This window comes from Pseudomonas thivervalensis (assembly GCF_001269655.1).
Taxonomy (GTDB): domain Bacteria; phylum Pseudomonadota; class Gammaproteobacteria; order Pseudomonadales; family Pseudomonadaceae; genus Aquipseudomonas; species Aquipseudomonas thivervalensis.
This window is the reverse complement of the sequence record NZ_LHVE01000004.1, coordinates 151,436-176,713: the sequence shown is the minus strand read 5'-3', so window position 1 is coordinate 176,713 and position 25,278 is coordinate 151,436. Positions and strand designations below refer to the sequence as shown.

21 protein-coding genes are annotated in these 25,278 nt (G+C 62.6%); 14 read left to right on the top strand and 7 right to left on the bottom strand.

What is annotated here, in order from left to right:
- Window positions 1–105 precede the first annotated feature (105 nt).
- The 5 genes from AD659_RS05570 to edd form a co-directional block, all read right to left on the bottom strand.
- Window positions 106–1,365: a D-mannose isomerase gene (locus tag AD659_RS05570; RefSeq protein WP_053119093.1), complete on the bottom strand. Its 1,260-nt coding sequence runs from the start codon at window positions 1,363–1,365 to the stop codon at window positions 106–108.
- A gap of 246 nt (window positions 1,366–1,611) precedes the next feature.
- Window positions 1,612–3,081, bottom strand: a complete 1,470-nt coding sequence (locus tag AD659_RS05565; RefSeq protein WP_053119092.1) for an ATP-binding protein — start codon at window positions 3,079–3,081, stop codon at window positions 1,612–1,614.
- Complete coding sequence (locus AD659_RS05560; RefSeq protein WP_014336913.1) at window positions 3,071–3,802, bottom strand: response regulator; 732 nt, start codon at window positions 3,800–3,802, stop codon at window positions 3,071–3,073. Before AD659_RS05560 ends, AD659_RS05565 begins: the two co-directional genes overlap by 11 nt.
- A 186-nt stretch (window positions 3,803–3,988) precedes the next feature.
- Complete coding sequence (locus AD659_RS05555; RefSeq protein WP_053119090.1) at window positions 3,989–4,948, bottom strand: glucokinase; 960 nt, start codon at window positions 4,946–4,948, stop codon at window positions 3,989–3,991.
- Window positions 4,945–6,771 (bottom strand): phosphogluconate dehydratase, encoded by a 1,827-nt coding sequence (gene edd, locus AD659_RS05550; RefSeq protein WP_053119088.1) that lies wholly within the window; start codon window positions 6,769–6,771, stop codon window positions 4,945–4,947. Before edd ends, AD659_RS05555 begins: the two co-directional genes overlap by 4 nt.
- Before the next feature lie 230 nt (window positions 6,772–7,001).
- Here edd and gap point away from each other — a divergent pair, with 230 nt between their 5' ends.
- The 7 genes from gap (at window position 7,002) to AD659_RS05515 (ending at window position 15,219) form a co-directional block, all read left to right on the top strand.
- Window positions 7,002–8,003 (top strand): type I glyceraldehyde-3-phosphate dehydrogenase, encoded by a 1,002-nt coding sequence (gene gap, locus AD659_RS05545; RefSeq protein ID WP_003184623.1) that lies wholly within the window; start codon window positions 7,002–7,004, stop codon window positions 8,001–8,003.
- 177 nt (window positions 8,004–8,180) lie between these two features.
- Window positions 8,181–8,693: an RNA polymerase sigma factor gene (locus tag AD659_RS05540; protein WP_053119086.1), complete on the top strand. Its 513-nt coding sequence runs from the start codon at window positions 8,181–8,183 to the stop codon at window positions 8,691–8,693.
- A 128-nt stretch (window positions 8,694–8,821) separates the two neighbouring features.
- The gene (locus AD659_RS05535; protein ID WP_082341870.1) at window positions 8,822–9,727 is read left to right on the top strand and encodes a FecR family protein; all 906 of its coding nucleotides are present in this window, start codon (window positions 8,822–8,824) and stop codon (window positions 9,725–9,727) included.
- Between the two features lie 119 nt (window positions 9,728–9,846).
- Window positions 9,847–12,441 (top strand): TonB-dependent receptor, encoded by a 2,595-nt coding sequence (locus tag AD659_RS05530; RefSeq protein WP_053119082.1) that lies wholly within the window; start codon window positions 9,847–9,849, stop codon window positions 12,439–12,441.
- A gap of 183 nt (window positions 12,442–12,624) precedes the next feature.
- A complete protein-coding gene (locus tag AD659_RS05525; protein ID WP_053119081.1) occupies window positions 12,625–13,215 on the top strand; it encodes a biliverdin-producing heme oxygenase in 591 nt (196 codons plus the stop codon).
- A gap of 179 nt (window positions 13,216–13,394) precedes the next feature.
- Complete coding sequence (locus AD659_RS05520; protein WP_053119079.1) at window positions 13,395–13,838, top strand: YbaN family protein; 444 nt, start codon at window positions 13,395–13,397, stop codon at window positions 13,836–13,838.
- 34 nt (window positions 13,839–13,872) lie between these two features.
- Window positions 13,873–15,219 (top strand): CoA transferase, encoded by a 1,347-nt coding sequence (locus AD659_RS05515; RefSeq protein WP_053119076.1) that lies wholly within the window; start codon window positions 13,873–13,875, stop codon window positions 15,217–15,219.
- A gap of 149 nt (window positions 15,220–15,368) precedes the next feature.
- On the opposite strand, the gene arcD (AD659_RS05510) is transcribed toward AD659_RS05515, so the two are convergent.
- Window positions 15,369–16,796, bottom strand: a complete 1,428-nt coding sequence (arcD, locus tag AD659_RS05510; protein WP_053119074.1) for an arginine-ornithine antiporter — start codon at window positions 16,794–16,796, stop codon at window positions 15,369–15,371.
- Between the two features lie 373 nt (window positions 16,797–17,169).
- Here arcD (AD659_RS05510) and arcD (AD659_RS05505) point away from each other — a divergent pair, with 373 nt between their 5' ends.
- From arcD (AD659_RS05505) to AD659_RS29925, 6 genes are all read left to right on the top strand, one after another.
- Window positions 17,170–18,597 carry an arginine-ornithine antiporter gene (gene arcD, locus AD659_RS05505; protein ID WP_053119072.1) on the top strand — a complete coding sequence of 476 codons (1,428 nt, stop codon included), beginning with the start codon at window positions 17,170–17,172 and terminating at the stop codon, window positions 18,595–18,597.
- 31 nt (window positions 18,598–18,628) lie between these two features.
- On the top strand, window positions 18,629–19,885 hold the full coding sequence (arcA, locus tag AD659_RS05500; protein ID WP_053119070.1) for an arginine deiminase: 1,257 nt from the start codon (window positions 18,629–18,631) through the stop codon (window positions 19,883–19,885).
- A gap of 84 nt (window positions 19,886–19,969) precedes the next feature.
- On the top strand, window positions 19,970–20,980 hold the full coding sequence (locus AD659_RS05495) for an ornithine carbamoyltransferase (RefSeq protein ID WP_053119068.1): 1,011 nt from the start codon (window positions 19,970–19,972) through the stop codon (window positions 20,978–20,980).
- 168 nt (window positions 20,981–21,148) lie between these two features.
- A complete protein-coding gene (arcC, locus tag AD659_RS05490) occupies window positions 21,149–22,078 on the top strand; it encodes a carbamate kinase (protein WP_053119066.1) in 930 nt (309 codons plus the stop codon).
- A gap of 64 nt (window positions 22,079–22,142) precedes the next feature.
- Window positions 22,143–22,502 carry a DUF5064 family protein gene (locus AD659_RS05485; protein WP_053119064.1) on the top strand — a complete coding sequence of 120 codons (360 nt, stop codon included), beginning with the start codon at window positions 22,143–22,145 and terminating at the stop codon, window positions 22,500–22,502.
- Window positions 22,503–22,793: 291 nt separating this feature from the next.
- On the top strand, window positions 22,794–22,970 hold the full coding sequence (locus tag AD659_RS29925) for a hypothetical protein (protein WP_167352856.1): 177 nt from the start codon (window positions 22,794–22,796) through the stop codon (window positions 22,968–22,970).
- A gap of 7 nt (window positions 22,971–22,977) precedes the next feature.
- Here AD659_RS29925 and AD659_RS05475 read toward each other — a convergent pair whose 3' ends face one another.
- Window positions 22,978–23,871 carry a helix-turn-helix domain-containing protein gene (locus tag AD659_RS05475; RefSeq protein ID WP_053119060.1) on the bottom strand — a complete coding sequence of 298 codons (894 nt, stop codon included), beginning with the start codon at window positions 23,869–23,871 and terminating at the stop codon, window positions 22,978–22,980.
- 175 nt (window positions 23,872–24,046) lie between these two features.
- Between AD659_RS05475 and pobA the strand changes: the two genes are divergently transcribed.
- Window positions 24,047–25,237 (top strand): 4-hydroxybenzoate 3-monooxygenase, encoded by a 1,191-nt coding sequence (gene pobA, locus AD659_RS05470; protein ID WP_053119058.1) that lies wholly within the window; start codon window positions 24,047–24,049, stop codon window positions 25,235–25,237.
- Window positions 25,238–25,278: the final 41 nt, after the last annotated feature.

The window sequence follows — 25,278 nt, the reverse complement described above, 5'->3', positions numbered from 1 at the left end:
TTTCTTGTTGTTATGCATGCAAGTCTGGAGCTTGCGCTGCATGGATTCTAATCAGAGGGAATCCCTTCGCAGGTAACGAAGGGACGTGCAAATGTCACGGCATGGTTACACAGGCGCAGGGCTGGATAACCGCGCCAGGGCTGACGCCATGCTCGGTGCCAGGGGCAGGCGCGGAATCAAGACCGCTTGCCAGGCGTGATACAGGTCCGGCTTGCCGGGCCAGATGTCGGCGCTGGGACGGTTTTGCGGATCGAGTTCGTGATGCCAGCTGCCGTTGCAGCGATCGATGAAATGTTTGTCACAGAACTCCCAGAAGCACCGGTACCAGGCCTCGTACTTCGCCTCGTCGGTGCGCTTGAGCAAGGCGCTGGCAGCGGCCGCTGCTTCGGCGTGGACCCAATGCAGGCGGTGGCGAACCACGGCGCGATTGTCCCAGTCCAGGGTGTAGACAATGCCCGGCGCGCCATCGACGTCCCAACCGTGGCGGCAGTTCTGGTCGAAGAGTTTTTGCGCGTCGTGGGCCAACCAACCTGGGGTCAGCATGCCGATCTGCACCCGCGCGGCTTCCAGGTGCAGCAGCAGCCGCGCCCATTCGAAACCGTGGCCGGGCGTCGTGCCGTAGGGGCGGAAACCATCGGCGGGATTGTCCTGGTTGTAGTCGCGCAGCGGCTGCCAGTGGCGGTCGAAATGCTCCACCACCAGATAATCGTTGGCGGCGGCATGGCCGTGGATCACCCGTTCGACAATGCGCAGGGCACGCACCAGCCAACGAGGATCGTCGGTGGCATCGGCCAGGGCCAGGAAGGCTTCGGTGGCGTGCATGTTGCTGTTGGCGCCGCGATAGGCCTCCTCCTCGCTCCAGTCGCGATTGAAGGATTCGCGCAGGGCGCCCTCCTCCTCACACCAGAAATGCTCATCGATGATCCGCACCGCTTCGTCCAGCAACGCCGGCGCACCGGGACGCTGGGCCACCACCGCCGAACTGGCCGCCAGGGCGACGAACGCATGCAAGTAGGCGGCTTTGCCAGCGCCGTCTTCATCAGGCCGCGTCGTGGCGAACCAGCCGCCATGTTCGGCGTCGCGCAGGGGGCCGTTGAGGGCCTGGATACCGTGGTCCACCAACTCGGCGAAACCCGGCAGGCCCTGGATATGGGCCATGGCGAAGCTGTGGGTCATGCGCGCGGTGTTCATGGTCTCGGCCCGGGCATCGGCCGGCAGGTGGCCGCACTCGTCCAGGTTGCCAAAGCCGTCCGGCAGCTTCGAGGCCTTGGCGAACGCCAGCAGCCGCAAGCCTTCATCGGCAAGCCATTGCTGGTGGGCAGGGGTGTTCAGCCAACTGCTGAAGGCCGGTTGGAAGGTGTCCATCGGGGTACCTTTTTTGTTGTTTTGACAGAGGGAGTCTAAACAAGGGAGGGCGAGGGGCAGGTAACGAACGGGGCGAGTTATGTCACCGAGTTGTGACATTTACCTGGGAGATGGGGTGATGATCGTTCCCACGCTCCGCGTGGGAATGCATCAACGGACGCTCCGCGTTCGGCTTTAGATGGGACGCAGAGCGTCCCGGGCTGCATTCCCACGCAGAGCGTGGGAACGATCAGTCAACAGGGCTGGCTACTCCACACTGCGAGGCAACTGCAACGTCACCCGCAACCCGCCTTCACGCAGGTTCTGCAAGCTCACTTCGCCGCCATGGCTGTGGGCGATGTTGCGGGCAATGCCCAGGCCCAGGCCATAGCCCTGCTGTTGCCCGGCGAGGCGGAAGTGCGGTTCGAAAACTTGCTCCAGGCGTTGCTCAGGCACGCCGGGGCCTTCGTCGTCGACGTGCAGGATGAAGGCGGTTTCATCGTCATCGATGTGCAGGTGGGCGTTCTGTCCGTATTTCAAGGCGTTGTCGATCAGGTTGCCGATGCAGCGCTTGAGGGCCAGCGGCTTGCCGGGGTACGGCGCCAGCGCCCGGCCATCCTGGGTCACTCGGCCGTTGCCGTTGGGTGCCAGGTAAGGTTCGACCAGGCAATCGAGCACATGGTTGAGGTCCACCGGCTCGATGTTTTCGTGGATGTCGGTGTCCTTGACGCATTGCAGCGCGCCTTTGACCAGCAGCTCCAGCTCATCCAGGTCACGGCCGAACTTGGCTTGCAGGTTTTCGTCTTCCAACAGCTCGACCCGCAGGCGCAATCGAGTGATAGGCGTGCGCAAGTCGTGGGAAATCGCGCTGAACAACTGGCTGCGCTCCGTCAGGTAACGGCTGATGCGTTCGCGCATGGCATTGAACGCCCGACCCACTTCCACCACTTCGCTGCCGCCGCCCTCGGCCACCGGCTCCACTTCGGCGCCCAGGGACATGTCCCGCGCGGCTCGGGCCAGACGCTTGAGGGGCCGGCTCTGCCAGTGCACCAGCAAACCGATGAACAGCAACAACAGGCTGCTGGTGAGCACGATGAAACCGACCTGTTGCTTGGGCAGGTCTTGCTCTTCGAGGCTGGTGTAGGGTTCGGGCAGCAGCGAGGCGATGTACAGCCACTCACCCGGCGCCATCTGAATCTGCGTGACCAGCACCGGCGGATTCACCGGTTCCAGGGTCAAGGCATAGTGGGCCCACGAACGGGGCAGTTCATCGAGCTTGAGCCCCGCGTTGAAAATCCGCAGGTCGTCGGGGCTGACGAACGTCACCGAGATGTCGGCGTTATGACCCAAGGAACGGCGCAGCACTTCATCCACGGCCGTGAGCACCGCCTGCTTGCGCGGCGTCACCGGCAGCACGTCCATGCCCAAGGGTTTGTCGTTGAGGGTGACGACAAACCGCGTGCCGCCCATGCTGCGCAACTGGTCCAGCACCAACGGCCGGTACGCCACCGGCAGCGAGCGCAGGTAACTGACGCTGGCCGTCATCGAATGGGCCAGGCTGCGGGCGCTGGTGACCAGGCCTTCAAGTTGGGTGGCACGCAATTGCGAAACCCAGATCAGGCTGGACAGGGTCTGGGCGAACAGCACCACCAGCAGGGTCAGCAGCAGCATCCGGCCCAGCAACGAACGTGGTACCGGTACCCGCCGGGCAACTTTTTTGATCCAGTCAATGACCATTGCTGGCAACCACACTGGCCGCCAGTTGATAACCGCTGCCCCGCACCGTGCGAATCAGCCGCGGCGGCTTGTCGGTGTCACGCAGGCGCTGGCGCAGGCGACTGACCGCCATGTCGACGATCCGGTCCAGGGGCATCAACTCGCGGCCACGGGTCGCGTTGCCGATGGTGTCGCGATCGAGGATCTCCTGGGGATGGTCGAGAAACAACTTGAGCAGGGCGAAGTCGGCACCGGAGAGAATCACTTCTTCACCGTCGGTGTGAAACAGCCGATGGCTGACCATGTCCAGCCGCCACTCATCGAAGGCCAGCACTTCGCCGCCGGCGCGCTCCTGGCCGAATTGCGCCCGGCGCAGCAGCGCCTTGATGCGCGCCTGCAATTCACGCGGGCTGAAGGGTTTGCCCAGGTAATCATCGGCGCCCAGCTCAAGGCCGATGACCCGGTCGGCCTCGTCGGAACTGGCGGTGAGCATGATGATCGGCACGTGCGCCTGGCGTGGATGCTGGCGAACCCAGCGGCAAAGGCTGAAACCGTCTTCATCGGGCAGCATCACATCGAGGATCACCAGGTCGCTCGGTGCATCGTTCAACGCCTGGCGAAACCCGGCGCCGTCGGGCGTGGTCCGCACCTGGAACCCCGCACGGCTGAGGTAGGTGTCCAGCAGTTCGCGAATCTCCTGGTCGTCGTCGACCAACAAAATCGATTTGTTTACTGAACTCACGGGCCTCGTCCTTGTTGTTTGGATTGGGGCGATTATGCCTGATGGATAAAGCCTACAAACACACTGCAAAAAAACCTGTGGGAGCGAGCTTGCTCGCGATAGCGGTGTATCAGTCAATATCAATGGCGACTGGCACTCCGTCATCGCGAGCAAGCTCGCTCCCACAGGGTGGGCACATCTCAAACGTCAGGCGATAGCCGATTGCTCCAACGCCACGCCCGCCCCCATCAGGCCGGAGTACGGCGCGGTCACCAGCCAGACTGGAATGCCCTTGAAATAATCGCTCATGCAGCCCTTGTCGGCGAAGCACCGGACGAAACCGCTTTCGAGGAAAAAATCGGCAAAACGCGGGACCACGCCACCGACGATGTAGACGCCGCCGCGCCCGCCCAGCGTCAACACATTGTTGCCGGCCACGCGCCCCAGCCAACGGCAGAACTGCTCGAGCACTTCCAGGGCAATGGGGTCGCCGGCCAGGCCAGCCGCAGTGATGGATTCGGGGGTATCGAGTACCGGCACATGGCCGTCCACAGCGCAAATGGCCCGGTACACCCGAGGCAACCCGCTGCCGCTCAAGGCGGTTTCGGCGCTGACGTGGCCGATCTCGTTGTAGATGTGCTGCCACAGCTGGGTTTCCCGAGGGCTGCTCATGGGCAGGTCGACATGGCCGCCCTCCCCCGGCAACGCCGCGAAACGCCCCTCACCCAGATCCAACAGCGTGCCGACGCCCAGCCCGGTGCCCGGCCCGATCACCACCGCCGGACGCATCGGCTCCGGGGTGCCTTCACACACGACCCGATACTCATCGGGACGCAAGCGGGTCATGCCCAGGGCCATGGCCGAGAAGTCGTTGACCAGCAACAGCTTCTCCACCTGCAACCTCTCGCAGAATGCCAGGTTGCTCAAGCGCCAGTGATTGTTGGTGAAGCGAAACTCATCGCCGCTCACGGGACCGGCCACCGACAGGCACACCGAACCGATAGCGCCCGGCTTCAGGCCCATGCCGCTCAAGTAAACCTCGATGGCATCTTCCGGGCAGGCGTAATCCGCCGTGGCCAGCACCTGGATGTTTTCCAGGGTGTGGTTTTTCCACAGCGCAAAACGCGCGTTGGTCCCTCCGATGTCACCGACCAAAGCCAGTTTCAATTAAGCGTCTCCAGGGCAGATGTGAAGGCGCTGGCGCCCTGCTCCGCCGAGCTGAAGGCCATGCGCATGAAACCGAACAGCTCGCGGCCAGTGCCAATGTTGTTGCCCAACAGGCCCTTGGCCGGCTCGCGCGCGGCGAATTCCTCGGCGTCCACTTTCAATTCCAAAGTGCCTTTGACGCCATCGACACGGATGATATCGCCCTCCTGCACCCGGGCCAACGCACCACCGACATAAGCTTCGGGGCTGACATGGATGGCCGCCGGGATTTTCCCCGACGCGCCGGACATGCGCCCATCGGTCACCAGCGCCACTTTGAAGCCACGGTCCTGCAACACACCGAGGAATGGCGTCATCTTGTGCAGTTCCGGCATCCCGTTGGAGCGTGGGCCCTGGAAGCGCATCACCGCGACAAAATCTTTCTCCAGCAGACCGGCCTTGAACGCGTCCGCCAGGTCTTGTTGATCCTGGAAGACCATGGCCGGTGCTTCGACAATCTGGTTTTCCAGGGCCACGGCCGAAACCTTCATCACCCCACGGCCCAGGTTGCCTTCCATCACCCGCAACCCACCTTCTGGCGAGAAGGCACGAGCCACCGGGCGCAGGATGTTTTCGTCGAGGCTTTCGATCGGACCGTCGCGCCATACCAGTTCGCCATCCTCGAGGAACGGCTCCTGGGTGTAGCGGCTCAGGCCGTGACCGAGCACGGTGTTGACGTTCTCATGAAGCAAACCGGCTTCCAGCAACTCACGGATCAGGAACGACATGCCGCCCGCCGCCTGGAAGTGGTTGATGTCAGCCTTGCCGTTCGGGTAGACGTGGCTCAGGGTCGGCACCACCTCGGAGAGGTCGGCCATGTCCTGCCAGGTCAGCTGGATGCCCGCCGCCATGGCGATGGCCGGCATGTGCAGGGTGTGGTTGGTGGAGCCGCCGGTGGCGTGCAGCGCAACGATGGAGTTGACCAGCGAACGTTCGTCGACAATCTCGCCGATGGGCATGAAGTTGCCGCTTTGCTTGGTCATGCGCGTCACCTGGAACGCCGCCTCACGGGTCAGGGCATCGCGCAGCGGCGTGTTCGGGTTGACGAACGAGGCGCCCGGCAAATGCAGGCCCATCACTTCCATCAGCAACTGGTTGGTGTTGGCGGTGCCGTAGAAGGTGCAGGTGCCAGGGCTGTGGTAGGACTTCATCTCCGATTCCAGCAGCTCTTCGCGGGTGGCCTTGCCTTCGGCGTAGCGCTGGCGCACGTCGGCTTTTTCCTTGTTGGAAATGCCCGAGACCATCGGCCCGCCGGGCACGAAGATCGTCGGCAAATGACCGAAGCGCAGCGCGCCCATCATCAGGCCCGGAACGATCTTGTCGCAGATGCCGAGCATCAGCGCGCCGTCGAACATGTTGTGGGACAGCGCCACCGCCGTGGACAGCGCGATCACTTCGCGGCTCGGCAGGCTCAGTTCCATTCCCGCCTCGCCCTGGGTCACGCCGTCGCACATCGCGGGCGTGCCACCGGCGAACTGGCCGACCGAACCGATCTCGCGCAGGGCTTTCTTGATCTGTTCCGGGAAGGTTTCGTAGGGCTGGTGGGCCGAGAGCATGTCGTTATAGGACGACACGATGGCGATGTTGGCGGCGTTCATCATCCGCAGGTGGTGCTTGTCTTCGGTGCCGCAACCGGCCACGCCGTGAGCGAAGTTGGCGCATTGCAGCTTGCCGCGCATCGGACCGTCGCTGGCCGCACCACGGATCAATGCAAGGTAAGCCTCACGCGTGGCGCGGCTGCGGGCGATAAGCCGTTCGGTGACCTCAAGAACGCGGGGATGCATGTATAGAACTCCAGGCTAACGGATGTGGCGACCTGATTGTCTATGCTGGTCAAAAGCCCGCTGCACGCTGTGTGGAAGGCGATGCGACAGACGGTTTTTGACCATTCGGACCAGTTGATTCAGGTCACTCGTTGTAGATAAAACAAAATATTGCCACTAAAAAGGCTTGTTTTCTATTTTTATGCGAATAATCTTGTAATTCCAACAACAAATCGACGGCGGCGCAGTTAATGACTCTTCGAATCGCAATCAATGGTTTTGGCCGCATCGGCCGCAACGTCCTCCGTGCACTGTATACCCAAGGCTACCGTCGCGACCTGCAGATCGTCGCCATCAACGACCTGGGTGACAGTGCAATCAATGCCCATCTGCTCAAGTTCGACACCGTGCATGGCACCTTCGATGCCGACGTCCAGCACGACCACGAAAGCCTGACGGTCAATGGCGACCGCATCTCGGTCAGCGCCATCCGCAACCCGGCCGAACTGCCTTGGGCGGCCGAGAAGATCGACGTCGTGTTCGAGTGCACCGGCCTGTTTACCGACCGTGCCAAGGCTGCTGCGCACATCAGCGCCGGCGCCCGCAAGGTGATCATCTCGGCCCCGGCCAAGGGTGCCGATGCCACCGTCGTGTATGGCGTGAACCACGATATCCTGCGCCAGTCCCACCAGATCATCTCCAACGCGTCGTGCACCACCAACTGCCTGGCCCCGGTGGCCCAGGTGCTGCACCGCGAGCTGGGCATCGAAAGCGGCCTGATGACCACCATCCATGCCTACACCAACGACCAGAACCTGACCGACGTCTACCACAGCGACCCGTACCGCGCCCGTTCGGCCACCCAGAACATGATCCCGAGCAAGACCGGCGCCGCCGAAGCGGTGGGCCTGGTGCTGCCGGAACTGGCCGGCAAGCTGACCGGCATGGCCGTGCGCGTACCGGTGATCAACGTGTCCCTGGTGGACCTCACCGTTCAGCTCAAGCGCGAAGCGTCGGCCGAAGAAGTCAACGAACTGCTGCGCCATGCCAGCCAGCATTCGAAGATCCTCGGCTACAACACCCTGCCGCTGGTCTCCAGCGATTTCAACCACAACCCGCTGTCGTCGATCTTCGACGCCAACCACACCAAGGCCAGCGGCAAGCTGCTCAAGGTATTGGCCTGGTATGACAACGAATGGGGCTTCTCCAACCGCATGCTGGATAACTGCCTGGCGTTGTGTAACGCCGAATAATGTTCGGCACTGTAGGAGCTGCCGCAGGCTGCGATCTTTTCCGGCTCAATTGAATTGCGAGCGAAACATCAAGATCAAAAGATCGCAGCCTGCGGCAGCTCCTACAAGAAATCAGCGCTTGACCAAAAGAGTAGATGATAAGCATTATCATCTACTCGAACCGGATCGGGCCCTACCGTGAGTCAATCGCGCTTTCATCACGTCTTCCTCGCCCAGCGTACGCCGCTGCTGCGCACCCTCGAGCGCATGGTCAGCAACCCCAGCACTGCCGAAGACCTGCTTCAGGAAACCTACCTGCGCGTCACCCGCGCATTGGCCGAACGCACGGTCGAGCACCTCGAACCCTTTGTCTTCCAGACCGCCCGCAACCTGGCGCTGGACCATCTGCGTGCCCGGCGCATCCAGTCCCGGACCTTGCTGGATGACGTACCGCTGGAGGTCGTCCACAACGTCGTCGCCCCCCAGAGCAGTGCCGAAGACGCCGCCCATGCCCAACAATTGCTCGAGCGCCTGGACGTCAGCCTGCAAGCCCTGAGTCCGCGACAGCAACAGATCTTCATCCTCAGCCGCCTGCATGGCCACAGTTATCAGGAAATCGCCGAACGGCTCGGTGTGTCCCTGAGTACGGTGCAAAAGGAACTGAAACTGATCATGGCGATCTGTGTGGGTGTGGCTGAACGCAACCTATGACCTCACGCTGCGTACAGGCTTGCCTCCTTCCGCCTGCGGCTTGTAGCTTGTGCGGGCCGCTAATAAGAGAAACCACCGTGACGGACTACTCCCCTTCTCCTGAGCCGACGCCGGAAACCGCCCATGCCATGGAGCAGGCGCTGGACTGGCTGATCCTGCTGGACAGCCCCAGCGAGGAACAGACGCGGCAGTTCCAGGCCTGGCTGGCCGCCGATCCACGTCACGGCGAGGCGTTTGCCCGGGCCCAGGCGATCTGGAACGGCCCGCAGGTGCTGGAAAGTGCCCGCCGACTGGAAACCGCGCCCAAGGTCACCGCGCTGTCGCGCCTGCGTGCCCACTGGAAACCCCTGGCCACCGCCGCCGTGCTGTTTCTCGGCCTGTTCAACTTCAGCGACCTGCCCCTGCATTTCCAGGCCGATCACCTGACGGTGGTCGGTGAGCGCCAGCGCCTGCAATTGGAGGACGGTTCCAAGGTCCTGCTCAACACCGACTCGGCCTTCTCCAGCACCTTCAATGAACAACGGCACGTGGCCCGCTTGTACAAGGGCGAGGCCTTCTTCGAGGTCCCGGGCAACCGCACCCTACCGCTGGAAATCGATGCCGGCCCGGTCACCGCCAGCGTCAGCGACACCACGTTCGCCGTGCGTTACCTCGACGGCGTGGCCCAAGTCCAGGTGCAGCGCGGCGATGTGGACCTGCGCGCCACCCGCAACGATACCCATGTGCGGCTGTCGGCCGGGGAAAGTATCCGCATCGGCCCCAACGGCTTCGACCGCCCGGCCCGGCTCGATGCCAACACGGACCTGGCCTGGGTCCAGGGTCGGCTGGTGTTCGAGAACCGGCCGCTGAGCCAGGTACTGGCCGAGCTGCGCCGTTACTACCCCGGCTGGATCATCAACAGCAACGAACAGTTGGCCAACGTCGCGGTGACCGGCAATTACCGCCTCGATCAGCCGCTGGACGTGGTCCGTTCCCTGGCCCACATCACCTCGGCGCGGCTCCAGGAATTTCCGGCGCTGGTGATCTTGAACTGAATGAGAATTATTTTTACTCGATAGGCTCCGCTGGTTCGTCTCGTTATAGCCAATGCAATTGATTCGCATCCAGCAATGCGAATCTGCACCTATAACAGATGCGACACGGAGCGCTATCGATGTCCTCTCGCCTTACTTGCCGGTTTCTTGTCCCTTCTTGCACGCTCTCGCTGCTCACCGCCGCCATCCTGATGGCCGGCGCCACGCCGCTCGCCCTGGCCGCCACCCCCGTACAACCGCCCGCACGCAACATGGGCGACTACACCTTTGCCATTGCCCGGCAGCCACTGGTCTCGGCCCTGAACGCCTTTACCGCGGTCACCGGCTGGCAAGTCGGCCTGCCGGCGGAACTGGCCGACGGCGTCGCGTCGCCAGGTGTGAACGGCTCGCTGCCACCTGAAAAAGCCCTGGAGCGCCTGTTGGTGGGGACCAACCTGAGCTACCGCAAGCTGGGCGACAACAGCATCGTCCTGGAAAAACGCAGCAGCGGCAGCGCGCTGGAGCTGCAGCAAGTGACCATCAGCGCCACCCGCCAGGAACAGGACATCACCAGCGTGCCAAGCACGGTCACCGTCCACGACCGCCAGGCACTGGACCGCAACAACGTCAACACCCTCAAGGACCTGGTGCGTTATGAACCGGGTGTCTCGGTGGGCGGTGCGGGCCAGCGCGGTGGTATCAGCGGCTACAACATCCGCGGCATCGACGGCAATCGGATCCTGACCCAGGTCGACGGCGTCGAAGTACCCGGGGGTTTCTTCAACGGCCCCTACGCCAAGACCCAGCGCAATTACGTCGACCCGGAAATCATCAAACGCGTGGAAATCCTCCGCGGCCCGGCCTCGGTGCTGTACGGCAGCAATGCCATTGGCGGTGCCGTCAGCTACTTCACCCTCGATCCGGACGACATCATCAAGCCGGGGCAAGACGTTGGCGCGCGCTTGAAGACCGGCTACAGCTCCGCCGATGAGAGCTGGCTCAAGTCCGCCACCGTCGCCGGTCGCAGCGGGCAGTTCGACGGTCTGTTGCACTACAGCCAGCGCGACGGTCACGAAACCGAATCCTACGGCAGCCACAACGGCACCGGCCTGGACCGCACCGCCGCCAACCCGGAGGATGTGCGCACCCACAACGTGCTGGCCAAGCTCGGCTGGAACTACCGCGATGACGCACGCCTTGGCCTGGTCTACGAGAAATACAAGGACGACCGCGACACCGACCTGAAAAGTGCCTACGGCGGCCCTTACGCCAACGGTCAACCGGCGATCCCCGCCTTTGTACTCCCCGGCGGCATGTACCAGTGGCGCACCGGCAACGACACCATCACCCGCGAGCGTTTCGGCCTGGAGCACAGCTTCGCCCTCGACAGCGCGCTGGCCGATCAGGTCAAGTGGAGCCTGAACCACCAGGTCGCCAAGACCGACCAGAGCACCGCCGAGTTCTATTTTCCGATCACCCGCCAGGTCCTGCGCACCCGGGATACCCTCTACGAAGAGAAGCAGTGGGTCTTCGATGCGCAGCTGGACAAGGCCTTCAGCGTCGCCGACACCGATCACGCGCTGACCTACGGCACCACGATCAAGCAACAGAAAGTCACCGGCTCGCGCAGCGGCAATGGCGTGTGCCTGGCGGTCGGCGTCGGGTGCTCGGCGGTGGGCGCCATCAGCACCCGGGACGTGCTGGCAAAAGCCAGTGACTTCCCGGACCCGACCATCAACACCTACAGCCTGTTCGCCCAGGACCAGATCAGTTGGGACAAGTGGACCTTCACGCCCGGCCTGCGCTACGACTACACCCGGCTCAAGCCGCACCTGACCGAGGAATTCCTCAATACCGTGGACCCCACCAGTGGCGGTCAAGTCAGCGACAAGAACAAAACCTGGCACCGCGTCTCGCCGAAATTCGGCGTGACCTATGCCCTGACCGACCAGTACACCTGGTACGGCCAGTACGCCGAGGGTTTCCGCACCCCGACCGCCAAAGCCTTGTACGGTCGTTTCGACAACCCCGGCGCTGGCTATAGCGTGGAGCCCAACCCGGACCTGGACCCGGAAAAAAGCAAGGGCTACGAGACCGGCCTGCGCGGGCGTTTCGACGCCGGTTCGTTCGACGTGGCGGTGTTCTATAACAAGTACCGCGACTTCATCAACGAGGACGCCATCACCCCCGGTGCCGACCAGTTGACCTTCCAGAGCAACAACATCAAGCACGCCACCATCAAGGGCGTCGAAGCCAAGGGACGCCTGAACCTGGACGTGCTGGGCGCGCCAAAAGGCCTCTACACCCAAGGTTCGGTGGCCTACCTCTACGGGCGCAACAACGACACGGGCGAGCCGCTCAACAGCGTCAACCCGCTCACCGGCGTGTTCGGCCTGGGCTACGACCAAGAACAGTTCGGCAGCTTGCTCAGCTGGACCCTGGTCAAGAAAAAGGACCGCGTCGACGACAGCAACTTCAACTCGCCCGATGGCGTAAGCAGCCAGTTCAAGACGCCAGGCTTCGGCATCCTCGACCTGACGGGCTACTACAAGGTGACCTCCGACGTCACCGTCAGCGGCGGCCTCTACAACCTCACCGACAAGAAGTACTGGCTGTGGGATGACGTGCGCGGCTACGACAGCGTCGGCGAAGCGGCGGTGCTGAGCCCCGCCAACCTCGATCGCCTGACCGCGCCTGGGCGTAACTTCGCGGTGAACCTGATCTGGGATATCTGACGGGTCTGTACCGCAGCAGCTATCGGCCGTAGGAGCTGTCGAGTGCAACGAGGCTGCGATCTTTCCCAAGACACTTGAGTCCCAAGCGAAAGATCAAAAGATCGCAGCCTTCGGCAGCTCCTACACGCAACCGAGCGGGAGCAAGCTCCCTCGCCACAATGTTCCAACTCGAAGGAATTGTTCATGACCACACAACGCCCCACTTCACGTTCCCAACGCCTGAACCAGATCACCCACGAGCCCCACAGCAAGCTCGACGCGCTGGTCAAGGCCCACGCCCCGTTCGAAACCCCGGCCAGCTTCGCCCGTTTCGTCGTCGCCCAGTACCTGTTCCAGTCGGAATTGGTGGCGCTGTACAATGACGCCGAGCTGTCCGCCCTGATCCCCGACCTGCCGGACCGCTGCCGGGCAGAAGCGGCCAAAGCGGATCTCGCCGACCTGGACACCGAAGTCCCCGCGCCGGTGGCCGGTGCGGTGAACAATCCGACCCAGGCCGAAGCGCTCGGCTGGTTGTTCGTCTCCGAAGGCTCCAAGCTCGGCGCCGCCTTCCTGATCAAGCGCGCCGTGGGCCTGGGGCTGAGCGAAACCTTCGGCGCCCGGCACCTGGCCGAACCCGCTGGCGGGCGCGCCGAAGGCTGGAAAACCTTCACCCGCACCCTCGATGGCCTGGCCTTCACCAAGCAGCAGGAAGCCGAGGCGGACAAAGGCGCGCTGGACGCCTTCAATCGCTTTACGGTCCTGCTGGAACAGGCTTACGCGGCCGAGTTGGCCTGATTCACATCACTCCCACAGGAGATTCATGGTGAATGCATATATTGCAGTCACCCAGAAACCCGTGTGGGAGCGAGCTTGCGCGCGATGGCGTCAGATCAGTCGACCTTCATGCGCCTGACACACCGCTATCGCGAGCAAGCTCGCTCCCACAGGAGAAAGTGGATGTCGGATAGAAACACATGAGCCGCACGCCCTCGAAACTCAGCCAACTGCTCTTCGCCCTGCTCGCCTACACCAGCCTGGCCATCGGCCTGGTCGCCATCGTCGTGCCCGGCCTGCCGACCACCGAGTTCATCCTGTTGGCGGCCTGGGCCGCGACCCGCAGTTCGCCGCGCCTGAGCGCCTGGCTGGAGCACCATCGGTTGTTCGGGCCGATGCTGCACAACTGGCGCAACGGCAAGATCATCCTGCGCCGGGCCAAGGTTGGTGCCAGCGCCAGCATGCTGTTTTGTGCCGGGCTGATGCTGGTGATGCTCGACCACGGCTGGCCGGTTTACCTGGCGCTCGCCGGCATGGGCCTTGGCAACCTGTGGATCTGGTCGCGCCCGGAACAGACACAGGGCTCTTGTGGCGAGGGAGCTTGCTCCCGCTGGGCCGCAAAGCGCCCCCCTACGGATTTTTGATCTATGATCGCCCTCTCGTACTGGAGGGCTTTCGATGGCAGATCTGCTCACGTCCATGCAAGCCGCGCTTGGTTTGCCCACGATCCCAATCACGTTTACTGGCGAAGGCGCCCTACCCTCGGCGTTCGCCGTCACGGAGTTGGCCAGTGCCAGCATCGCCGTGGCTGGCCAGGCGACCGCCGCGCTCATCCACCAGCAAACCGGCCGTCTGCCCCCCGTCGAGGTCGATCGGCGCCTGGCGTCGTTCTGGTTCTCCACCTCCCTGCGCCCCATCGGCTGGAGCGTGCCGCCGATGTGGGACCCGGTGGCCGGCGACTATGCCTGCGCCGACGGTTGGATTCGCCTGCACACCAACGCACCTCATCATCGCCTGGCGGCGGAAAAAGTCCTCGGCACCTGCACCGACCGCGCCGACATGGCGGCCAGGGTCGCCCGCTGGAACAAGGCCGAGCTGGAACAGGCCGTGGTCGACGCTGGCGGTTGCGCCGCCGAGATGCGTTCGTGGCAGGCCTGGCAAACCCACCCTCAAGGCCTGGCGGTGAATGCCGAGCCGCTGGTGCATCTGGACGAAACGGCGGATGGACAGCGCAAGCCCTGGCTCGGCTCCGTGACCCAGCCACTGGCGGGCCTCAAGATACTGGACCTGACTCGTGTACTGGCCGGCCCCGTCGCCAGCCGCTTCCTCGCCGGACTGGGGGCCGACGTGCTGCGCATCGACCCGCCGACCTGGAACGAACCCGGCGTGGTCCCGGAAGTCACCCTGGGCAAACGCTGCGCCCGCCTCGACTTGCACCGGGCCGATGATCGTGCGGCATTCGAGGCGCTGCTCAAGGACACCGACCTCCTCCTGCACGGCTACCGTGCCGACGCCTTGGAGCGCCTGGGCTACGGCGCCGAACAGCGCCGGAAACTGGCCCCGGGCCTGATCGACGTCAGCCTCAATGCCTACGGCTGGAGCGGCCCGTGGCAGAACCGGCGCGGCTTCGACAGCCTGGTGCAAATGAGCAGCGGCATTGCCGAAGCAGGCATGGGTTGGAAGCACACCGACAAACCAACACCGCTGCCGGTGCAGGCATTGGATCACGGCACCGGCTATCTGCTGGCGGCCAGCGCCTTGGTGCTGCTGTCCCGGCGCTTGAAAAATGGTCACGGCGGTTCGGCACGCTTGTCACTGGCGCGCACGGCGAAGCTGCTGATCGAACGTGGCGCCGGCGACCCGACCCCATTGCCGGCCGAGGCCGAGGATGATCAAGGGTTGGTCGTCGAACAGACGCCATGGGGGCCAGCCCATCGCCTGCAGGTGCCCTTGAAGATCACCGGGACGCCGCTGCAATGGACTTTGCCGGCGGCGGAATTGGGGGCGCATCGGGCACGGTGGTGACGCTCGCTACCGGTTAAAACTGCCCCCTGTGGCGAGGGAGCTTGCTCCCGCTGGGCTGCGCAGCAGCCCCAAAAAAACAGGGCCGCTACGCGCCCCAGCGGGAGCAAGCTCCCTCGCCACAAGGGTTCACCTCGGCATTGCGGTGAATCTCACAACGCCAAAAACCCACTGTACAACCCATACGCCGCCACGCCCGCCCCGGACAGCACACAGGCAAAAACACCCTTTTCCACAGCGGTGAACAACGGCTGTCCCTGTTCCCGCTTGGCCTGGGCAAACAGGATCACCCCGGGCGCATACAACAACGCCGACAGCAGCAGGTATTTCACCCCGCCGGCGTACAGCAGCCACACCGCGTAGCACAACGCGACACCACCGATGCACAGGTCTTTCATGCGCCGGGCCGAGGCCCGTTCGTAGGTTTCACCCCGGACGCACAGCAGCACCGCATAGGCGGCCGACCACAGGTACGGCACCAGGATCATCGATGAGGCCAGATAGATCAGGCTGGTGTAGGTGCCGGCGGAAAACAGCGTGATCAACAAGAACAACTGGATCATGCCATTGGTCAGCCACAGCGCGTTGACTGGCGCATGGTTGGCATTTTCCTTGGTCAGAAATGCCGGCATGGTCTTGTCCCGGGCGGTGGCGTAGAGAATCTCGGCACACAACAGTGCCCAGGACAGCAGCGCCCCCAGCAGCGACACCGCCAGGCCCAAACTGATCAGCAAGGCGCCCCAAGGCCCGACAACGTGCTCCAGCACGCCAGCCAGGGATGGGTTCTGCAACTGCGCCAATTCCGGCTGGCTCATCACACCCAAGGACAACACATTCACCAGCACCAGCAACGCCAGGACGCCGAGAAAACCGATCACCGTCGCCCGCCCCACGTCCGCACGTTTCTGCGCCCGCGCCGAATACACGCTGGCACCTTCGATACCGATGAACACGAACACCGTGACCAGCATCATGTGCCGGACCTGGTCCATCACGCTGCCCAGGTCCGGGCTCATTGCGCCCCAGATATCGCGGGTGAACACCTCGGCCTTGAAGGCCACGGCGGCCAGGACGATGAACATCAACAGCGGCACGACCTTGGCCACGGTGGTCACCAGGTTGATGAATGCCGCCTCCTTGATGCCGCGCAATACCAGGAAATGCACGGCCCACAACAGTAACGATGCACAACCGATGGCCACCGGCGTGTTGCCTTGGCCGAACACCGGGAAGAAATACCCCAAGGTGCTGAACAGCAGCACGAAGTAACCGACATTGCCCATCCAGGCGCTGATCCAATAACCCCAGGCGGACGAGAAACCCATGTAGTCACCGAACCCGGCCTTGGCATAGGCATAGACACCCGAGTCCAATGCCGGTTTGCGATTGGCCAGGGTCTGGAACACGAAGGCCAGGGTCAACATGCCGACGGCGGTGATGGCCCAGCCGATCAACACCGCACCGACATCGGCCCGAGCCGCGACGTTTTGCGGCAGGGAAAAGATCCCGCCACCGATCATCGACCCCACCACCAGTGCGACCAATGCGCCCAGTGGCAACTTTTCTATCGGTGGCGACATTTCCCCTCGCTATTTAATAATTAAATAAAGGTTCATAGCGTTTTTGAATAACGCCTGCCATGCAAAGTCCGTTGCCTTATTTATCGACCCTTATCCAATGACACTAAATAAAAAACGCCAAGACAGTGACCTTCAAAATAGTTGCGACTCAGTGGAAATCAACTAGCGTGAATAATCCTACGGGAACGCAAATTGTCACAACCCTGCCATGAACCCTATGGAATAGGCCTTCCGAGCAACTTTACGCCCCCAATGGACGCGTCAACCCCTTCATTAACAATGGAATGTTGCCATGCACTGATCCAGATCAGCTATTCAAATTCCAAATCGACTTAGCCTGTTGACTCTCTTCTCCTGCATTGGAGTCTCACACATGTCTGATACCCCCGGAAAACTTCGATTGGGTGCGTTGGTTGCATTGGTGGTCGGTTCCATGATCGGCGGCGGAATCTTCTCCTTGCCACAAAACATGGCGGCCAGTGCCGATGTCGGTGCCGTGCTGATCGGCTGGGCGATTACCGCCGTCGGCATGTTGACCCTGGCCTTCGTGTTCCAGACCCTGGCCAACCGCAAGCCCGATCTGGACGGCGGTGTGTATGCCTACGCCAAGGCCGGGTTCGGCGACTACATGGGTTTTTCTTCCGCCTGGGGCTATTGGATCAGCGCCTGGCTGGGCAACGTCGGTTACTTCGTGCTGCTGTTCAGCACTTTGGGCTACTTCTTCCCGATCTTTGGCGAAGGCAATACCGTCGCGGCGGTGATCGGCGCCTCCGTGCTGCTGTGGGCGGTGCATTTCCTGGTGCTGCGCGGCATCAAGGAAGCCGCGTTCATCAACCTCGTCACCACCGTGGCCAAGGTCGTGCCGTTGGTGCTGTTCGTGCTGATCGCGCTGTTCGCCTTCAAGCTCGAAATCTTCACCGCTGACATCTGGGGCGTGAAGAACCCGGACCTGGGCAGCGTGATGAACCAGGTGCGGCACATGATGCTGGTCACCGTGTGGGTGTTCATCGGCATCGAGGGCGCGAGTATTTTTTCCGCCCGCGCCGAGAAACGCAGCGACGTCGGCAAGGCCACCGTGATTGGCTTCATCACCGTGCTGCTGTTCCTGGTGCTGGTGAACGTGCTGTCCCTGGGCATCATGACCCAGCCTGAATTGGCGAAGTTGCAGAACCCGTCCATGGCCGCGGTGCTGGAGCATGTCGTCGGGCATTGGGGCGCGGTGCTGATCAGTGTCGGCCTGATCATCTCGCTGCTCGGCGCCCTGCTGTCCTGGGTGCTGCTGTGCGCCGAGATCATGTTCGCCGCCGCCAAAGACCACACCATGCCCGAGTTCCTGCGCCGGGAGAACGCCAACCACGTACCGGCCAACGCCCTGTGGCTGACCAACGCGATGGTCCAGCTGTTCCTGGTCATCACCCTGTTCTCGGCCAGCACTTACCTGTCACTGATCTATCTCGCCACCTCAATGATCCTGGTGCCCTACCTCTGGTCGGCGGCCTACGCGCTGCTGCTGGCGGTGCGCGGCGAGAGCTATGAAAACGCCCTGGCCGAGCGCCGCAAAGACCTGGTCATCGGCGCCATCGCCCTGATCTACGCGGTGTGGCTGCTGTATGCCGGCGGGATCAAGTACCTGCTGCTCTCCGCCCTGCTCTATGCCCCCGGCGCGATTCTGTTCGCCAAGGCCAAGCGCGAGTTGGGCAAACCGGTTTTCACCTCTGTCGAGAAGCTGATTTTCGCCGCAGTGATCGCAGGCGCCCTGGTGGCGGCCTATGGGCTCTACGACGGCTTCCTGACCTTGTAGTTGGCTGATTGTTTTAACGGGAGGATGTGTAATGACCACGGAAAAAGTGAAGTACGGCGTTCATTCCGAAGCCGGCAAACTGCGTAAAGTCATGGTCTGTTCCCCAGGCCTGGCCCACCAGCGGCTGACCCCGAACAACTGCGACGAGTTGCTGTTCGATGACGTGATCTGGGTCAACCAGGCCAAGCGCGACCATTTCGATTTCGTCACCAAGTTGCGCGAGCGTGACATCGACGTGCTGGAAATGCACAACCTGCTGACCGACATCGTCGCCATTCCCGAAGCCCTGGACTGGATCCTGCAACGCAAGATCACCGCCAACTCGGTGGGCCTGGGCCTGGTGAACGAAGTGGGTTCGTGGCTGCGCAGCCTGGAACCGCGCCACATCGCCGAATTCCTGATCGGCGGCGTCTCGGCCGATGACCTGCCGGACAGCTTCGGTGGCAAGACCATCCAGATGTTCCGCGACTTTCTCGGGCACTCCAGCTTTATCCTGCCGCCACTGCCCAACACCCAGTTCACCCGCGACACCACGTGCTGGATCTACGGCGGCGTGACCCTGAATCCGATGTACTGGCCGGCGCGGCGCCAGGAAACCCTGCTGGCCAGCGCCATCTACAAATTCCACCCCGAGTTCACCCACGCGGACTTCCAGGTCTGGTACGGCGACCCGGACCAGGAGCACGGCAACGCCACGCTTGAAGGCGGCGACGTGATGCCCATTGGCAATGGCGTGGTGTTGATCGGCATGGGCGAGCGCTCGTCCCGCCAGGCCATCGGCCAGTTGGCGCTGAACCTGTTCAAGCACAAGGCCGTGGAGCGGGTGATTGTCGCCGGTTTGCCGAAATCCCGGGCCGCCATGCACCTGGACACCGTGTTCAGCTTCTGCGACCGCGACCTGGTCACGGTATTCCCGGAAGTGGTGAGCCAGATCGTCGCCTTCTCCCTGCGTCCTGACGAGAGCAAGCCCGGCGGCATCGACGTGCGCCGCGAGGACGGCAGCTTTCTCGACACCGTGGCCGCCGCCCTCAAGCTGCCAGCGTTGCGGGTGGTGGAAACCGGCGGCAACAGCTTCGCCGCCGAACGCGAACAGTGGGACGACGGCAACAACGTGGTGGCCGTGGAGCCGGGCGTGGTGATCGGCTACGACCGCAACACCTACACCAACACCCTGCTGCGCAAGGCTGGCGTGGAAGTCATCACCATCAGCGCCAGTGAGCTGGGCCGGGGCCGGGGCGGTGGCCATTGCATGACCTGCCCGATCATCCGCGACCCGATCGATTACTGACCTTTGAGCCGGGGCCGGCACCGCTCTCCACCCCACGGCAGAGACCGGCCCCGGGGATAACCTACACCTGAGGAGATCCACATCATGGCGTTCAACATGCGCAACCGCAGCCTGCTGAGTCTGATGCACCACACCAACCGCGAGCTGCACTTTCTGCTGGACCTGTCCCGAGACCTCAAGCGTGCCAAGTACACCGGCACCGAACAGCCGCACCTCAAGGGCAAGAACATCGCGCTGATCTTCGAGAAAACCTCGACCCGCACCCGCTGCGCCTTCGAAGTCGCCGCCCATGACCAGGGCGCCCACGTCACCTACATCGACCCGGTGTCGTCGCAGATCGGCCACAAGGAAAGCATGAAAGACACCGCCCGAGTCCTGGGGCGGATGTTCGACGCCATCGAATACCGTGGCTTCGAGCAGGAGATTGTCGAGGAGCTGGCGAAGTTCGCCGGGGTGCCGGTGTTCAACGGCCTGACCGCCGAATTCCACCCCACCCAAATGATCGCCGACACCCTGACCATGCGCGAACACAGCGACAAGCCGCTGCATGACATCAGCTACGCCTACCTGGGCGATGCCCGCTACAACATGGGCAATTCGCTGCTGATGATCGGCGCCAAACTGGGCATGGACGTGCGCATCGGCGCGCCAAAAGCCTTGTGGCCACATCAGGATTTCATCGACCAGTGCCAGGCCTTCGCCGCCGAAAGTGGCGCGCGCCTGACCATCACCGAAGACCCGAAGGAAGCCGTCAGGGGCGTGGATTTCATCCACACCGACATCTGGGTGTCCATGGGCGAGCCGGTGGAAGCCTGGGATGAACGCATCGAGCAGTTGCTGCCCTACCAGGTCAACGCACACATGATGAAAGCCTCGGGTAACCCACGGGTGAAGTTCATGCACTGCCTGCCGGCGTTCCATAACAGCGAAACCAAGGTCGGCAAGGACATCGCCGCGCGTTATCCGAACCTGGCCAACGGTGTGGAAGTGACCGAAGAGGTCTTCGAATCCCCGGCCAACATCGCCTTCGAGCAGGCGGAAAACCGCATGCACACCATCAAGGCGATCCTGGTGGCGGCGCTGGCGGATATTTAAACCCCAGCCCGGTCCCCTGTTGAAGAGTTCCTCACTGTGGGAGCGAGCTTGCTCGCGATAGCGGAGTCACAGGCGACATTGCATTCGACAGACACGCCGCCATCGCGAGCAAGCTCGCTCCAACAGGGGGAACTGCATTGTTCGATCCATTTTTGAAAGGACAACACCATGCGCATCGTCGTTGCCCTGGGCGGTAACGCCCTCCTGCGTCGGGGTGAACCCATGACCGCAGACAATCAACGCAGCAACATCCGCACCGCGACCGAACAGATCGCCAAGATCCACCCTGGCAACCAACTGGTCATCGCCCACGGCAACGGCCCGCAGGTCGGCCTGCTGTCGTTGCAGGCGGCGGCCTACACCTCGGTCACGCCATACCCGCTGGACGTGCTCGGCGCCGAAACCGAGGGCATGATCGGCTACATCATCGAACAGGAGCTGGGCAATCTGCTGGACTTCGAAGTCCCCTTCGCCACGCTCCTGACCCAGGTCGAAGTGGACGCCAACGACCCGGCCTTCCAAACCCCCACCAAGCCCATCGGCCCGGTCTACAGCCAGGAAGAGGCACAGAAACTGGCCGCCGAAAAAGGCTGGGCCATCGCCCCGGACGGCGACAAGTTCCGTCGCGTGGTCGCAAGCCCCAGGCCCAAGCGCATCTTTGAAATCCGCCCGATCAAATGGCTGCTGGAAAAAGGCAGTATCGTGATTTGCGCCGGCGGTGGCGGCATCCCGACGATGTACGATGCCGACGGCAAGCTGCAGGGCGTGGAAGCGGTGATCGACAAGGACCTGTGCTCGGCGCTGCTGGCTGAACAACTGGAAAGCGATCTGCTGGTGATTGCCACCGACGTCAACGCCGCGTTCATCGACTTCGGCAAGCCGACCCAGAAAGCCATCGCCCAGGCCCACCCCGACGAACTGGAACGGCTCGGCTTCGCCGCCGGCTCCATGGGGCCGAAGGTGCAGGCCGCCTGTGAATTCGCGCGCAACACGGGCAAGATCGCGGTGATCGGGTCGCTGTCGGACATCGATGCTATCGTCCAGGGCACTGCCGGCACGCGCATCAGCACGGCGACGCCGGGAATTGTTTATCGATAACGGGAAAACTTATGCGGCAGGCGCGGTGTCTGCCGTTCTCCATGCCTTCGAAGGAGAGTCGTTTATGGCCACGTTCAAACCCGGTCACCTGCACATGGAACGCCATGCGCTGAACAAGGATGATTTCAGCTACAACCTGTGCATCGACTACAAGGTTGAGCGGGACCCCAAGGAGGGCACGGGCATGTCGTTCCGGCTACACGGCTCGGTGGAAGAAAAAAGCCTGGACGAGACCTTTTTCCTGGCCAAGGACCAGGCCTTCGACTTCGCCCGCCACGCCACGCGCATCGCCCAGAAATACGGCTTGCCCAAGACCGCCAGCATCGGCTCGATGCACAAGTACTACGACGAAATGTTCGAAGACGTGCGCCACCAATTGGACGTCAAGCCGGGCGACCCGATGAAGCCGGAACACCTGGAGTAACTGGTTGAGAAACACGGCCACTGCTGACATGAAGTGAACCTGTGGCGAGGGAGCTTGCTCCCGCTCGGTTGCGCAGCGACCGCAACATTTTGGGGCTGCTGCGCAGCCCAGCGGGAGCAAGCTCCCTCGCCACAATGAAGCCCTGCTTCAGCCCTGGGGAGCTTGGATCCCACAGGGGTTATCAGCGGTCTGAATACCGGGTTACACACAAAGCCTGCCTGGCTGGCAACTCGCTATAGCTGACCTATGCTGAACGTAGTACCCCCGGGTATTCGTTCAGAGGTCATCGCCATGAACATCAAAACAAGAAGACGCCTCGCCATGTTCCTCACCTGCGCCGCTACGCTTGCGCTGTATGGCACGGCGGCCTACCGGGTCGAGCAGGCCAGGCAATTGCCCCGTGAATACGCCAGCTGCAACTACGAACGCTGCATCCCCCACAGCGCAACCCTGAACGCCCTGCGCTGAGACGTGGTCAGTCGTCCTGTCGATCGGTCTTGAGCCGGTCCCGGAACGCCTTGGGCGAGATACCGACGCGGCGGCGAAACAGCCGGGTGAAGTTGGTCGGGTCGGAAAACCCGAGCAGTTCGGAAATCTCGTAGATGGTCATGCCGGTATAGGTCAGTAGGCGCTTGGCCTCCAGCAACTGACGCTCATGCATGATCTGCAACGCCGGTTGCCCCGCCAGTTCCCGGCAGGTGCCGTTGAGGTGCGACACGGAGATGCCCAGGCGATGGGCCAGGTCTTCGACCTTGACGTGCTCGCGATAGGTTTCTTCCACCAACTGAATGAAGCCGTTGAGGTACTCCCGGGCCCGTTGCGGGCGCTGGGCCTGGGTGTGTCGCTGCATCACCTGGCGGCTGACCCAGACCATGATCACGCTGACCAGCGCATGCATCAGCATTTCCCGGGCCGGCTGATGCCCCATGTACTCATTCTGCAAGGCGCTGAACAGGCTGTTGAGGTACTCGGCATTCTCGAGGGCGGGGTAGCTTTCGGCCTGGGCCAGCACGTTGACCGAATGCCCAAGCTGCGCTTGCAGGTGCGTGACCAGCGGCGCCGCCAACGTCACCACGTACCCTTCCACATCCTCGGAAAAACGAAAACCATGGACCGACAGCGGCGGCAGGATCTGCACGGTCGGCTCGGTGAGCTGGGTGCGCCGGCCTTCGATTTCCAACTCCGCCTGGCCCTTGAAAACAAACAACAACTGGCACAGGTCGGCGTGCCGATGGGGCTTGATTTCCCATTGATGCTCGCGGCTGCGCTTGGAGATGGTCTCGCAGTGCAACAGGTCCGGCGTCGGCCATTCCTGGCTCTCGCCGTAGAGCTTGAACACCGGGATCGAAGGCAGGTCAGGTTTTTTCATAACGTGGATCCGGGCCTGGGGTTGCGGGCGATAATCGCACCGATTGGCGAAAAGAACAGGTATCGGCTCAGTTTTCCCCTTCAACTGACAGGTCCGCAAGCGAAAAATGCAGGCACTCGATTTCTAATAATCAACACCGACCCTGGTCGCGTGCTTCGTGCGAGTCATAAGAACAATGAAAACCCTCAAGACCCAAGTCGCTATCATCGGCGCCGGCCCCTCTGGCCTGCTGCTCGGCCAGTTGCTGCACAACGCTGGAATCGACACTGTCATCCTGGAACGCCAGACCCCGGACTATGTCCTGGGCCGCATCCGCGCCGGTGTGCTGGAGCAAGGCATGGTCGACCTGCTGCGCCAGGCCGGCGTCGGCCAACGCATGGACGCCGAAGGCCTGCCCCATGACGGTTTTGAACTGGTACTCAATGACCGGCGGGTGCACATCGACCTCAAGGGCCTGACCGGCGGTAAAAACGTCATGGTCTACGGCCAGACCGAAGTTACCCGGGACTTGATGGCCGCCCGCGAAGCCGCCGGCGCTCGCACGCTGTACCTGGCCAGCGATGCCCAGCCCCACGACATGCAAACCGAACACCCCTTCGTGACCTTCGAACATGAAGGGCAAACCTGGCGCCTGGACTGCGACTACATTGCCGGTTGCGACGGTTTCCACGGCGTGGCGCGCCAGTCCATTCCGGCGGAAAAACTCAAGGTCTTCGAGCGCGTCTACCCGTTTGGCTGGCTCGGCGTGCTGGCCGACACCCCGCCGGTCCACGAGGAACTGGTCTACGCGCGGCACGACCGCGGCTTTGCCCTGTGCAGCATGCGCTCCAAGACCCGCACTCGTTACTACCTGCAAGTCCCCGCTGAGGAAAATGTCGCCGACTGGCCGGACGAGCGTTTCTGGGGTGAACTGAAAAACCGCCTGCCCGCCGACCTGGCCGACGCCCTGATAACCGGCCCGTCCATCGAGAAAAGCATCGCGCCGCTGCGCAGTTTCGTGGTCGAGCCGATGCAGCACGGGCGGATGTTCCTGGTGGGCGATGCGGCCCACATCGTCCCACCCACCGGGGCCAAGGGCCTGAACCTGGCGGCCAGCGATGTCAGCACGTTGTTCAACATCCTGCTCAAGGTCTATCGCGACGGCCGTGTGGACTTGCTGGAGCGGTATTCGGCCATCTGCCTGCGACGCGTGTGGAAAGCCGAGCGATTCTCCTGGTGGATGACTTCAATGCTGCACCGCTTCGACGACGATGCCTTCAACCAGCGCATCAGCGAAGCCGAGCTGGAATATTTCCTCGACTCCGAGGCCGGTCGAAAAACCATTGCGGAAAATTACGTCGGACTTCCTTATGAGGCTATCGAATAGCCGCCTATCGACTTAAACTGCGGGCTTCGTCCCATTCGCCT